Raw genomic sequence first — 13,650 nt, 5'->3', positions numbered from 1 at the left:
TCTCCCACTAAGCGCAATGCTCAACGTCTGGGAGGACACCATGAAAATAGTCAAGACAGCGGCCGTGGCGGCCGTAGCCACGACAATGGCAGCCGGTTTCGCGATGGCTGAAACAACGAAACTTAGAATTCAAACCCATTTTTCGCCCGAAACTCTTTCTGGTCAGATGGCTGCAAAATTTGTTGAAGACATTCAGGAGATGTCGAACGGCGAAATCGAAGTTGAAATGTTCTATTCCTCTTCGGTGGTCAAATCAGTTGAAACCTTCGATGCCGCTGCTACGGGAATTTTGGACTGCGACATGACGGGCGGCGGCTATCAGACCGGTAAAAATCCGGCCTTCCAGTTTGCGGGCGACCTGCTCGGCGGGTATCAGAACCCATATCAGCAAATGGCTTGGCTTCTTCATGGCGGCGGAAGAGAAGCTGTGAATGATCTATACAACGGCTACGACATGGAGTTCATCGGATGGTGGATTCCCGGGCCGGAGTCGCTTTCTTCGACCAAGCCGATTGCAAAAGTGGACGACTTCAAAGATTGGAAATTCCGCTCCCCTCCAGGCCTTGCGACCAAAGTGTTCGCGGAACTTGGTGCTTCTCCGATCGTTATGGACTTCAACGAAATCTTTACGGCTTTGGAAACCGGTATCATTGATGGCGCGGATGCCGCGAACCTGACTAACAACGTGGGACTGGGTCTGTACGAGATCGCAGGTCACACAAACTATCCCGGTTTTCACTCGATGCCGGCAGATCACCTAGCCTGTCGCAAAGAAGTTTGGGAAGCTATGCCTGCGCACCACAAGAAGATCATGGAAGTCGCAATGGATAGCTTGGCATTGCACAATGCCACAATCAATGAAGTGCAGAACGCTCAGACTGCAAAAGACCTGAAAGCAAAAGGTGTTCAGTTGTACGAATGGTCGCCTGAAGACCTGGCAGCGTATCGCGCGGCCGTTCAGGTCGGTTGGACTGAATTTGCGACGACCCCTGAGGCACAGGCGCTTTTGGAAAGCCACATCAACTTCCTGCGTGACCTGGGAGCAATGCAGTAGTCAGGCTTCGACCGAATTACGACGCACGGAGGGGCCGCACTAGCGGCCCCTCCGGATTGGCGCCGGGATCCAGAACTTCATGAAAATCAACAGAATAATAAGTCACATACTGCAGTACGACATGCCGGAAGTTCTGGGCTACTCGCAACAGTATTATGACAAGCGTACAACCCATCTGGTCGAGATTCAGACAGATGAAGGGGTAACCGGTTGGGGGGAGTGTTTTGGTCCCGGAAACGTAGCCATTGCCAACAAGTCTATCGTAGAAAAGGTAATCCAACCATTGGTCCTTGGCATGGACCCTTTGGACAAAGACGTGATCTGGCACAAGGTGTACAACCTTCTGCGAGACCATGGCCAAAGCGGAATGCCAATACAGGCTTTGTCCGGGGTGGACATCGCACTTTGGGATATCACCGGAAAAATCTCTGGCCTCCCCCTCCATAAGCTTGTCGGCGGCGCGCATCGCACAAGCGTTCCTTGCTACGGCTACGGCATGATGCTTCGGGATGAACCGATTTCTAGTCTGGCCAGCCGTTTTGAGGAGGAAGCCGCAAAGATCAAAGAAATGGGATTTACCGCCACCAAAATGAAAACGGGCTTTGGCCCGAAGCCTGATGTGAAGCTGTGCGAAGCAGTTCGACGCGGAGTTGGTGACGACTTTCCTTATATGGTCGATGCAAACCATGCTTATACGACTTCGGACGCATTTTTTGTCGGTCGGGCGTTGGAAGAACTGGACGTATATTGGTTCGAAGAACCTGTCGCGCCAGAAGACATTGACGGGTACCGCGAATTGCGCACTTCGCTGAAAGTCAACATCTCGGGCGGGGAGGCAGTTTTCAATCGCTGGGCTTGGCGCAATCTTCTTGAAAATCGCGGCATCGATATAGCGCAGCCAGAAGTATGCGCTTTGGGCGGTGTTTCAGAGTATCTCCGGATTCTAGCACTATGCCACGCACATTTCACTCCGGTCGTAAATCACGTCTGGGGTAGCGCCATCGCTGTCGCAACTAATCTGCATTTACTGGCGGCCATGCCCCCAATTCCAGGCGGCTTGCATCCTTGGGAGCCTATGCTGGAGTTCGACACGACGGACAACAAGTTTCGGGACGATCTGCTGACCGTACCACTGGAAATTCAAAATCAGGTCAAGGCCAACAACGGCCGTGTCATGATCCCGACTGGCCCCGGACTGGGGGTCGAGCCGGATCGAGACTTTATCGATCACTACAGGATCGAAGGATAGGGACGAGGGTTACGCGATGCACAAGAATTCAGGCGGACCAATTGAATGGCTCATACCGTTGGCCTTCGTCGCGACTGCCAGTTGGCTTGTTTGGCATCTCCCGGCATTCCTATTGGATTGGCTGCCTTACACCTCTGAATCCCTCAAAAGCCAGGTAACGGAAATATATCTGCGCAGCGACGTCACGCCCGAATTACCTGGCGTGTTCGGGGGGTATGTCGACATCATCGACGTGGCCGCGCTCGTCCTTCTACCGTTTCTTGCAGTGTTTGGCACCAAGACCGTGCGCCCAGCGACAATGGAGTTCGAAGGCTCGACGGTTATGGATCGTTTCGCCCTGTTCATAGGCCGAGTTACCATGATGATGATCGCAATCATGACTGTCGTCATGCTCTACGAAGTCTTCATGCGTTATATCCTGGAAAAGCCGACCGAGTGGGCCAACGAAATGACACTCTGGTTCGCCAGCTTTGTGTTTTTGATGTCTGGCTACTACGCCATGCAACAACGCAGTCACATTCGAATATTCCTGCTGTACGACGCAGTTCCACGTTGGCTTCAGCGTGTTTTTGATACGGTTTCGACAATCCTGATCGTACTGTTTGCCTTCTTTCTGGTCTACGGCAGCTACAAACAGGTGTTCGTCAACAAGCTCTATAAATGGGAGCTTTATGGCTCCGCCTTCAATCCTCCGATCCCGGCGACGTTGCAGCCGATGGTGCTGATCGTGATTACGCTCGTCGCAATGCAAGCAATTTTGAACTTGATCGCGGATTGGAACAAAGAACCGGAAATCCACACAGATGAACCGGACGAAGACGAAATTGAAATGATCAAACGAGCGGTGGGACAAGACTGATGGATATTGGAACAATCTCACTCATCCTGATGGTCGCCCTGATCGTGCTTCTGGCGATCGGAATGCCCTTGGGTCTGGCCTCGGCTTCTCTTGCTGTTCTGGTTCTGGTCCTGAAGTTTGAACCGACACTGCTTTTGAACCCGTTTTCGTTCGGCGACGGGGTTCTCACCGGTCGGCCAGGCACTGGGCCGCTCTATATCCTGGCGCAGAAGATATACGGGCTCTTAACGGACTACGTGCTCATATCAGTTCCATTGTTTATCTTCATGGCGTCGCTGCTAGAGCGGTCCGGGATCGCGCGGGACATGTATTCGTCGTTGAATGTCTGGCTGTCCAGAACACGCGGCGGCATCGCAATCGTGACCTCGATCATGGCGGTGATCATGGCGGCCATGTCCGGCATCATCGGCGGTGAGGTTGTCCTGCTGGGCCTTATCGCCCTGCCCCAGATGCTGCGCCTCGGCTACGATCAGAATCTCGCGATCGGCGTCATCTGCGCCTCGGGGTCGCTTGGCACTATGATCCCTCCCTCGATCGTTCTGATCATCTATGGGCTGATCACCGAAACCTCGATCAAGTCGCTGTTCACCGCGTCTTTCATTCCCGGCTTCATGTTGGCCTCAATGATCATCCTGTACATCATCATCCGCACGCAGTTGAATCCTCATCACGCTCCGCTGCCGGAGCCGGACCCGAACGACCCCGAACCGGCTGAAAAACGCAAACTGTTTGGGGCTTTCATGAGCATCGTCGTCGCCGGATTTTCCACCGTTCTGTTTATCCGGGCTGCGTTCTTCGAGCTTTCCGGATCAAACGCTGCCAGCCAGGGTGAACCAGCGCGGCTGGGGACAGCTGACTACCTGCCCTGGTTTGCCGGCATCACGATCGTCGCCCTACTGCTGATCTTCTTCGTCTTTGGCAGAGAGCGCGCCAAAATAGGGTGGGAAATGGGCAAAGGCCTCGTTGCACCGCTGGTCGTCATCGGCGTCGTTCTCGGCTCGATCTATGGCGGGATCACAGGCATCACCGAGGCAGCAGGCATGGGCGCCTTCGCCGTCCTGATCATCGCTATCCTGCGGGGCGAGGGATCGTTTGAGCTGGTTTGGGACAGCTTGATGCGGACGTTAAAATCCACAGGTACCATTATCTGGGTTACGATCGGGGCCGCCGCGCTGGCGGGTGCCTACACCATTGCTGGCGGGCCCCAATACGTGGCCGACCTGATCGTCGGCCAGGAGCTGCCGACCATGCTGGTCATTCTGGTGATGATGCTGATCTTGCTGTTCATGGGCGCATTCATGGATTGGGTCGGCATCGTTCTGTTGATCATTCCGGTCTTTTTACCGATCGTCCTGCGCCTTCCCATTGAGGAAATCGGGGTCTTTGGCCAGCTAGAGCCGAGTCATGTCGCCATCTGGTTCGGCGTCGTGTTCTGTATGAACATGCAGGTCAGCTTCCTCTCGCCACCTTTCGGACCGGCCGCGTTCTACCTGAAGTCGGTAGCCCCGCCGCATATCAGCCTGACGGATATCTTCCGCGGCTTCCTGCCATTCATCGGGATCCAGTTGCTGGCGCTTTCCGTTCTTCTGATCTGGCCGGGCATCATCGCGCTGCTGTTGTGAGGTTGCACCCATGCTGACACAAGATCAGATTGGCAAGTTCCGGACGGACGGATACCTCGTGGTCGAGGATGTAATTCCCGGCGATGTCCTGGATCGGGTACAGGCCGAATACTCGGATGTCCTGAACCGGCTCTATGACGGTTGGTACAACAAAGGGCTGGTCAAGAACGAGCCGTCGAGAATGACCTTCTGGGACAAACTTCTGTCCGCCTATCAGGCCGGTTGCGACTATTTCCAGCCGCTGGACATCTCGCTGCCCGGTGATCGGATCATGGCGGACACACCGTTACATATTGGGCCCGCAGTGTTCGACTTGCTGACGGCCCAGCCCATGCTTGACGTTGTCGAGCAGTTGATCGGGCCAGAGTTGGTCAGCAATCCGATCCAGCACGTTCGGCTGAAGCCCCCTGCCCTTAAGCTGTGCAAGGACGAGGTGCGCGCGCATATCACCGCAACGGACTGGCATCAGGACCGGGCGGTTGCGTTGGAGGATGCGGACCAGACCGACATGGTCACGGTTTGGATTGCCGTCAACGATGCAACGGTTGAAAACGGCTGCTTGCAAGTGCTGCCAAAGGCACAAGACCAATCCATCCTGCCGCATTGCGCGCGGACACAGACAGGCATTGCCGACGGGTTCATTGACGAAGACCGAGCCGTGCCCCTTCCTGTCAAGGCAGGCGGGATCATCCTGTTTCACCCTCTGACGCCACATGCTTCGCTGGTCAATGAAACGGACCGGTTCCGCTGGTCGTTCGACATCCGCTTCAGTGCGACAGGCCAACCCACCGGTCGAGATCATTTCCCCAGCTTCATCGCGAGGTCCAGATCGCACCCCGAAACCGAGCTGCGAGATTGGCGCGTCTGTAAGTCCAATTGGGAAGCGGCACGAGCAAGGCTGTCCGGACAGCCGCATATAGATATTCACCGGTGGACATCAGACTCGCCGTTCTGCGCCTAGCTGCTGCTGCCAAGAAAGCTGATTATGACTTTTGTACGTTTAGATCGAACGGATAGCGTGGTGGTTGCAACTCGGCCGCTGGAGGCCGGTAGTATGGTCGAAGATGTCTCGACCAATGCGCGCATCCCTTCGGGACACAAGGTCGCCACGCGTATGCTTGCACCCGGTGATCCGGTCAGAAAATACGCCCAGATTATCGGTTACGCCACCCAACGGATCGAACCTGGCGACCATGTGCACACCCACAATATCGAGTTCCGTAATACCAGCGTGGACTACGAGTTTGCGACGGACCACCGGCCCATGAAACCCGCCACCTCGGTCGATACGTTCATGGGCTACCACCGGGACAACGGTCGGTTCGGTACGCGCAATTACATCGCGGTTCTGACCACCGTGAACTGTTCGGCGACTGCGGCCCGCATGATTGCCAACCACTTCACACCGGACAAGCTGGCAGAGTTTCCGAACGTCGACGGCGTGGTTGCCTTTGTCCACGGAACGGGCTGCGGAATGGCCGACTCTGGCGACGGTTTCGAAGCTCTTCAACGGGTCATGTGGGGGTTTGCGAAACATCCCAACCACGCTGCTGTTCTGATGGTCGGTCTGGGCTGCGAGATGAACCAGATCGACTGGCTGTTGGACGCGTATGGGCTGAAGCAGAGCCCCACCTTCCATACGATGAACATCCAGAACGTCGCCGGATTGCGCCGGACCGTGGAAATGGGCATCAGCAAGATCAACCAGATGCTGCCCCTTGCCAATGAGGCGCGGCGCAGCGAAGCCCCGGCGTCCGAACTGATGGTTGCGCTGCAATGCGGTGGATCGGACGCTTGGTCAGGTGTGACCGCGAACCCTGCGCTCGGACATGCCTGCGACCTGTTGATTGCCCAAGGCGGCACAGGTGTCCTTGCGGAAACGCCCGAAATCTATGGAGCCGAACACCTTTTAACCCGCCGCGCCCTTGGTCGTGCAACTGGGGACAAACTGATCGGACTGATCGATTGGTGGCAGGACTATACCGCTCGCAATCACGGTTCGATGGACAACAACCCAAGCCCCGGCAACAAGCAAGGCGGTCTGACGACCATCCTTGAGAAATCGCTGGGGGCAGCGGCGAAGGGCGGAACCACCCCTTTGACCGGTGTATTCAAATACGCCGAACCCATCACCGCCAAAGGCTTCACCTTCATGGACAGCCCCGGATATGACCCGGCCTCGGTGACCGGGCAGATCGCGGCCGGGTGCAACCTTGTGTGCTTCACCACGGGACGCGGCTCTGCATTTGGGTCCAAACCGGCACCCACGCTGAAAATCGCTACTAACTCTGAGTTGGCAGCGCGCATGCCCGAAGACATGGACGTGGATGCGGGCGACATTCTGACCAAAGGTACCAGCGTCGAAGAAAAAGGACGGGAAATATACCAACGGCTGCTCCAAGTCGCCTCGGGCGCGCGGACCAAGTCCGAGGCGCAGGGCTTGGGTGACTACGAATTCGTTCCCTGGCAAATCGGAGCGGTGATGTGAAAAGGATCCTTGTAGCCGGCGGTGGATTGATCGGTATCCGCCACGTCCGCGCCGTGATTGAGCATCCCGGCTGTATGTTGGTCGGGTTGGCCGATCCAGATGGCTCGATCAAGATAGACGTGCCGCGTTTTGCTAGTGTGGACGAGGTGCAGGACCCGGTGGATGGCGTCATCATTGCGACGCCGACCCGCCTGCATGCAGAACATGGCATTCTGGCCGCATCCCGCGGTTGGCACATGCTAATCGAAAAGCCGGTTGCCGCATCAGTCGATGATGCCCTGCGCCTGAGGACGGCCGTTCGCCAGGCTAATGTCCGCAGCCTTGTAGGCCACCATCGGCGTTATCACACAACCTTGCAGCAACTGAAAGAAGTGATCGCGCAAGGTACGATCGGACAAGTTATCAACGTCTCGTTGCTGTGGGCCATGCGCAAACCCGAGAGTTATTTTGAACAGAACTGGCGGACTTTCGATGGCAGCCCAGTCATGATCAACCTGGTGCATGATATCGATGTCATGCGCTTTGTGATCGGAGAAATCTCAGATGTCGTCGCCCTGCCTGGCGCGTCGATCCGCGGATCAGATCGGATAGAAAGCGGGGCTATCGCGATCGCGTTCGAAAACGGCGCAACGGGCACTATCAGCTTTGCCGACACCGCACCCAGCCCTTGGGGGTTTGAGGCCGGAACCGGCGAAAACCCGAATATCGGCACAACCCGACAGGACATGATGTGGATCACTGGAACCAAGGGCGCTGTAAGTTTTCCTTCCATGACCCTGTGGCGTGGAAAGGATTGGGGCACTGCGGCCCAAAAAGACCAACTTCTACGACCGAAACAGAAACGCGAGCCGCTGGATGCCCAGTTGGATCACTTCCTTGACGTGATCGACGGCGCCTCACCGTTGATCGACGTCGAGGATGCGGCCCGGACGCTCGAGGTCACATCACGGATAGAACAGGGGCTAAAAGCGCGGTCAGCTCGAGCGCGGGCACCGACCTGAAGGAAATCCGGCCCCGGCGAAGAACCGGGCCACCCAAAAACCTATGATTACACGCCGGGCAATATGAGCATCCGAACTTCAAAACCGCCCGCGCCAGACACAAGAATGAAAACCAGAGACATTTACGGAAAGGGAAACCAATGAGCAAACCATCAATCGGGTTTATCGGCTTGGGACTAATGGGCGGAGCCATGGTGAACCGACTGTTGGACCAAGGATACTCGGTCACGGTATTGGGAAACCGCGACCGCACATACCTGGACGCCGCGATTGACCGAGGAGCCCGCGAGATGGAAAACGCCCACGAGCTGGCTCAGGCCAGTGACATCGTGATGCTGTGCATGGGTACCTCCGAACAGGTCGAGGGCCGTATGCGCGGTGCAGATGGAGTGATTTCGGGATTGAAACCCGGGGCGATCGTCATCGACTTTGGCACTTCGCTTCCAGGCAGCACACGCGCCTTGGCCGAGGAGGTTGCCGCAGCCGGCGGAAGCTATCTTGATGCGCCGCTTGGCCGTACGCCTTCGCACGCGCTAGCGGGCAAGCTCAACATTATGACTTCCGGCGACAAGGCTGCCTTTGACAAGGCCGAGCCGACACTGAAAGACTTGGGCGAAAACGTTTTTTACCTTGGCCCCGTTGGGTCCGGACACACGATCAAGCTGATCAACAACTTCTTCGGAATGACCGTCGCGAACGCAATGGCCGAAGCCTTTGCCATGGCAGATATTACCGGTGTTGACCGCAAGCAGGTGTATGACGTTATGGCCGCAGGGCCGCTGCATTCCGGAATGATGGATTTCGTCAAAGCCTACGGCGTCGAGGATGACCCAAATCAGCTGGCCTTTGCCATCAAGAACGCGGCAAAAGACCTTGGGTATTATGACCGCATGGCACACGAGGCAGGCGTTACCAGCGTGATGTCGCAGGGCGCGCTTTCGGCGCTGATTGACGCGCGCGACCACGGTCAGGCGGACGACATGGTCAGCCAGATGGTTGACTACTACGTCAAGCGTTTCAACACCTGATCGATGGCCGTCACCGCCAGCCCCACTGCGGACCTGCCGCGCCTTGGCATCGTGCTGATGTTGACGGCGTGGCTATTCTTTTCGCTGGTGGATCTTGGGGCCAAGTGGTTGGCGTTGGCGGGCGTGCCGGCATTTCAGTTGGCATTCATGCGCTATGCGGGGCACTTTGTGATCTCTGTGGGCGTGATCGCCAAGGGCGGGATTGAGGCCAGCAGGTTCAAGACCGACCATCCATGGCAGGTCATTAGCCGGGCCTTGCTGCTGATCTCGGCGACCGTTTTCAATTTTTATGCCCTGCGGTTTTTGCCTCTGACCGTCGTGTCAGCAATCATGTTCTCAAGCCCGGTCATCGTGTGTTTTCTGTCCGTCTTCGTTTTGAAAGAACGCGTGGGTCCATGGCGTTGGGCGGCTATTACCCTGGGCTTTCTGGGGGTGTTGGTTGTCGTGCGGCCGTTTGGTTCAGCCTTTCATCCGACCATGCTGTTGATCGTCTACAATGCCACCGCTTTGGCCTTGTACTCGATCATGACGCGCAAGCTGTCCGGGGTTGTTGCCGTGGACACCATGCAATTCTACCTTGGGCTTACCGGGACGGTGGTTCTGCTGCCGTTCGCCATATGGTTTTGGGTCCAGCCAGAAAACACTTGGAGCCTGATTGTACTGATCGGCCTTGGCGTCTTTGGCTGGTGCGGGCATCAACTATTGACGAACGCGCATCGGTTCGGAACGGCGAACCAGTTGATGCCATTCACCTATTCGTTCCTGATCTACGTTGCGATTTGGGGCTATTTGTTCTTTGACACGGTACCGGGCGCATTCACTTTGGCAGGGGCTGTTCTAATCATGACTGCCGGTCTCATCATCTGGAAGAGAGAAAAGAAATGACGCGAATTGCCTGCATCGGCGAAGCAATGATCGAATTGTCCATGCTGGAAACCGGTGCAAAGGTGGGCGTCGCGGGGGATACGCTGAACACGGCCATCTACATGCACCGCGCCGCTCCTGATCTGCAGGTGGAGTATATGACATGTCTGGGCGACGACCCGTTCTCAGGGCGCATCGCCGGCTTTATCGCCAGTCATGGAATCGGGACATCCGGCATCCGCATCATTCCCAACGCTTCTCCGGGACTATACGCGATCACGACCTCTGCGGACGGTGAACGCAGCTTTACCTATTGGCGCAGCGAGGCGGCCGCCCGCCAGCTTTTTGCCGATCATGACTTCAGCTCGCTGAAAGGTTACGACGTGCTGTACTTGTCAGGGATTTCCGTGGCCATTCTTCCGCATTCGGTGAGGCTTGCGCTTCTGGACTGGCTAGAAGGCTCTTCAGTTCGGTTGGTCTATGACAGCAATTTTCGTCCGCGTCTCTGGGACAGCGTCGAACACGCCCGGCAGATCAACCAACGGCTTTGGCAGCGTGCAGATATTGCCCTACCATCCATCGACGACGAGATGGCACTGTTCGGGGAAAGCGCGGATCAAGTGGCGGCACGCTTTGCCGATCATCACGGTGTCGGTGCATTGAAACGCGGAGAGGATGGCCCTCTGCCCATTGGTCAGAACATTGACCAAACCTATGAGCCTGCCAAAAACGTGCTGGATACTACAGCGGCGGGCGACAGTTTCAACGGTGGGTACCTCGCAGCCTTGCTGACAGGAAAATCGCAGGCCAAGGCCCTGATGGCCGGACACAATCTGGCGTCCACCGTTGTTCAGTTCCGCGGCGCGATCACTCCCGGATAAGTGACGCGAGATCCTCAGCGCCAACAAGGTCCAAAAGCAGCACTACCGGATCTGGCTGTGTGACAGCCGAGGCGATTTCCAACGCGCAAGGATCGTTCAGCGTCCTGCCCTTGGCGATCTCGGACATGCAAAAGGAGATCCAGGCCCGCATCCCTGCGATCACCGCCTGAGAGCCGGTCTCACGGAGTGTGGGAACAAACCGATACGGCAGCTTCTGGCTGCCATCCATCGCGATTTGGTCCAGACGGTGCGCCAGCTCGAGGTTTTCAAAGCGGCGCAACAAAGCCTCGGCATAGTCCGGAACCTGTACTTGCAGTGCTGCGGGCAGCGTTGCGCCCGCATCCTTCATCAACTCGGTAACCAGCGGGCGCAAAACCGGGTCTTGAACCGCTTCGTGAACGTAGGTCAGGCCTCGCTCCAACCCGGCATAAGCCAAGAGGGAATGGGCACCGTTCAACATGCGTAGCTTTCGCATCTCGTGCGGGGCCACGTCATCGACCAGTTGCACGCCCGGCCAATCCGGATGTGGCCCGACGAAATTGTCCTCGACCACCCACTCCGAGAACGCCTCGGTTGGAACAGCCATAGGATCGCCGCTGATTGCGCGAACGGCGTCCGTGGTAGCCGGGGTGATCCGGTCGACCATCGCGTTGGGAAAGCGAACTGCGTCCCAATTCACGTCCAGACCGGCTGCATTTGCAAAATCGGCAACTGCCGTTTCAAGCGTTTTGCCGTTTTCCATGCGATTGTCGCAGCTTAGCACCGTCACTGGCTTGCGCCGTTCCGCGAGGCCAAAAGCGAGAAACCCGATCAGCGTTGCGGGCCCCTGCCCCGCCAGATCGGCAGCAATCGCCGGGTCCTGAAGGTTCAGATTGCCCGCTGCGTCCAAGTGATAACCTTTTTCGGTGACGGTCGCCGAGATGATCTCGGCATCCGCCATCACATTGAGAATCTCGGCGCGATCCTCGGGCGCGACCAGAACGTCCCGCAGAGCTTTTATGCGCCGGACGCCCTGCCCCTGTACGCACAAATCGTACTCGAAACCCTGGCCGGCCAATCCATCCCGAACCGAGGATGAACGCAGGCTAACGCCGACAACGTCCCATCCGCCCGCTTGATCGGTGTAGTCCAGCAAATGCGCCCGGGCGAAGTTTCCAAGACCGAAGTGAAGAATGGTACCCATCTAGCTTTGCAACCCGTAAACCTGTTTCGCCAGATCGACCGCCAGCAATCGCGCCAGATGCTCGGCACTGTCCCGGCCGAAATAGCCGCGCGCGACCTGCTCGGCCAAATGAATAGAAACACCTCGTCGCCACAGGTCGTGACGAGCTGGAATGGACAGAAAAGCCCGCGTGTCGTCATTGAATCCGGCCAGATTGTAGTATCCGGCCGTTTCAACGACCTGATCGAAATACCGCGCAATCCCGGCTGGGCTGTCGTGGAACCACCAAGGCGGCCCGATCCGAAGGCACGGCCAATGCCCCGCCATTGGCGCCAGTTCACGGGCATAGGTGCTTTCGTCCAATGTGAAGAGAATGATCCGCAGTTCCGGCGAGTTTCCGACCCGGTTCAACAGCGCCTCAAGGCCCGTGACCCAATCCATCGCGATTGGAATGTCAGCCCCCTTGTCCCGTCCGAAGTCCCGCATTACCGCGTCGTTCGTGTTGCGCTTGCTGCCCGCATGTATCTGCATGATTAGACCATCATCGACAGACATCTGCGCCATTTCGATCAGCATATGCCCGAAGAAACGGCGAGCATCCTGTTCGGCCCCTTCCCGCCGTCTCAGCCGTTGGTACAGCGCATCCGGGTCTTCCAGCCACTCGGTCTGCACACGTTCGATACCGTGGTCGGTAGCCGTACAGCCCAGCCGGATGAAATAAGCCCGCCGCATTCGCAGCGCATTGAGGTAGCCATCATAGCTGCCCAGATCGCAGCCTGTCAGCTCGGCCAACTTGTTCAGGTTCTGTACGAACTCCGGGTCTGCCCCATCCAAAACCCCGTCTGGGCGGAACGTCGGAATAACTCGCCCGCCCCAACCGCTTGCACGGATATCCCGATGCTCCGCGAGGCCGTCGAGAGCGGAATCCGTGGTGGCCAGAACCTCGATCCCAAACTTGTCGAACAAAGCCCTCGGGCGAAATTCGGGTCGCGCCAGCTTTTCGGCGATCTTATCATAGATCAGGTCTGCTGTGCGTGAAGACAACTCCTCAGACACGCCCAGCGTTTCATGCAGCACGTAGTTCACCCAGATCCGGGATGGCGTTCCCAGAAACAGATGCCAGTGCTCGGCAAAGGTGCGAAACACGTCGCGAGGATCATTCTTTCGCCCCTCTTCCCCAACGCCAAGTTCGGACAAGGGAACACCCTGCGAATAGAGCATTCGGAACACGTAATGGTCGGGAACCACCAGCAGCTCTGCCGGATTGGGAAACGGCGCATCGGTTGCGAACCACCCCGGATCGCAGTGACCATGCGGAGACACGATCGGGAGGTCCTTGATGCCCAGGTACAGGCCTTCTGCCATCCCATTCAAATTACCAGTCAATTCTGCCTCCGATACTGCTGCCCGCAATTGTTAACACAGTTTTTAATGGTTGCATC

The 13,650-nt window shown here is 57.0% G+C and carries 11 protein-coding genes and 1 pseudogene; 10 read left to right on the top strand and 2 right to left on the bottom strand.

Annotated features, from left to right (window positions below; translation table 11 throughout):
* Nucleotides 1-40 precede the first annotated feature (40 nt).
* From AC2FH2_RS10240 to AC2FH2_RS10195, 10 genes and pseudogenes are all read left to right on the top strand, one after another.
* Nucleotides 41-1,054, top strand: coding sequence for a TRAP transporter substrate-binding protein (locus AC2FH2_RS10240; protein ID WP_142635164.1), 1,014 nt, complete (start codon nucleotides 41-43; stop codon nucleotides 1,052-1,054).
* 79 nt (nucleotides 1,055-1,133) lie between these two features.
* Entirely contained in the window at nucleotides 1,134-2,303 is a 1,170-nt protein-coding gene (locus AC2FH2_RS10235; RefSeq protein ID WP_142634768.1) for a mandelate racemase/muconate lactonizing enzyme family protein, read from the top strand.
* Nucleotides 2,304-2,319: 16 nt separating this feature from the next.
* A complete protein-coding gene (locus tag AC2FH2_RS10230; protein ID WP_246097147.1) occupies nucleotides 2,320-3,162 on the top strand; it encodes a TRAP transporter small permease subunit in 843 nt (280 codons plus the stop codon).
* Nucleotides 3,162-4,784: a TRAP transporter large permease gene (locus AC2FH2_RS10225; RefSeq protein WP_142634770.1), complete on the top strand. Its 1,623-nt coding sequence runs from the start codon at nucleotides 3,162-3,164 to the stop codon at nucleotides 4,782-4,784. The genes AC2FH2_RS10230 and AC2FH2_RS10225 overlap by 1 nt, the downstream gene beginning before the upstream one ends.
* A gap of 10 nt (nucleotides 4,785-4,794) precedes the next feature.
* Nucleotides 4,795-5,745: a phytanoyl-CoA dioxygenase family protein gene (locus AC2FH2_RS10220; RefSeq protein ID WP_142634772.1), complete on the top strand. Its 951-nt coding sequence runs from the start codon at nucleotides 4,795-4,797 to the stop codon at nucleotides 5,743-5,745.
* Between the two features lie 24 nt (nucleotides 5,746-5,769).
* Nucleotides 5,770-7,272 (top strand): UxaA family hydrolase, encoded by a 1,503-nt coding sequence (locus AC2FH2_RS10215; RefSeq protein WP_142634774.1) that lies wholly within the window; start codon nucleotides 5,770-5,772, stop codon nucleotides 7,270-7,272.
* On the top strand, nucleotides 7,269-8,273 hold the full coding sequence (locus AC2FH2_RS10210; protein WP_496823430.1) for a Gfo/Idh/MocA family protein: 1,005 nt from the start codon (nucleotides 7,269-7,271) through the stop codon (nucleotides 8,271-8,273). Before AC2FH2_RS10215 ends, AC2FH2_RS10210 begins: the two co-directional genes overlap by 4 nt.
* Before the next feature lie 98 nt (nucleotides 8,274-8,371).
* Nucleotides 8,372-9,301: pseudogene (locus AC2FH2_RS10205) on the top strand (NAD(P)-dependent oxidoreductase); the annotation flags it as partial.
* Between the two features lie 3 nt (nucleotides 9,302-9,304).
* Nucleotides 9,305-10,186: a DMT family transporter gene (locus AC2FH2_RS10200; protein ID WP_142634780.1), complete on the top strand. Its 882-nt coding sequence runs from the start codon at nucleotides 9,305-9,307 to the stop codon at nucleotides 10,184-10,186.
* Nucleotides 10,183-11,046, top strand: a complete 864-nt coding sequence (locus tag AC2FH2_RS10195) for a sugar kinase (RefSeq protein ID WP_496823429.1) — start codon at nucleotides 10,183-10,185, stop codon at nucleotides 11,044-11,046. The genes AC2FH2_RS10200 and AC2FH2_RS10195 overlap by 4 nt, the downstream gene beginning before the upstream one ends.
* Here AC2FH2_RS10195 and AC2FH2_RS10190 read toward each other — a convergent pair.
* On the bottom strand, nucleotides 11,033-12,229 hold the full coding sequence (locus AC2FH2_RS10190) for a mannitol dehydrogenase family protein (protein WP_496823428.1): 1,197 nt from the start codon (nucleotides 12,227-12,229) through the stop codon (nucleotides 11,033-11,035). The genes AC2FH2_RS10195 and AC2FH2_RS10190 overlap by 14 nt on opposite strands.
* The gene (gene uxaC / locus AC2FH2_RS10185) at nucleotides 12,230-13,573 is read right to left on the bottom strand and encodes a glucuronate isomerase (protein ID WP_496823477.1); all 1,344 of its coding nucleotides are present in this window, start codon (nucleotides 13,571-13,573) and stop codon (nucleotides 12,230-12,232) included. It lies immediately after the preceding gene.
* Nucleotides 13,574-13,650 lie beyond the last annotated feature (77 nt).

Source organism: Ruegeria sp. YTSA105, from assembly GCF_059610225.1.
The sequence above is the reverse complement of the archived record's forward strand: the minus strand, read 5'-3'. Positions and strand labels throughout refer to the sequence as shown.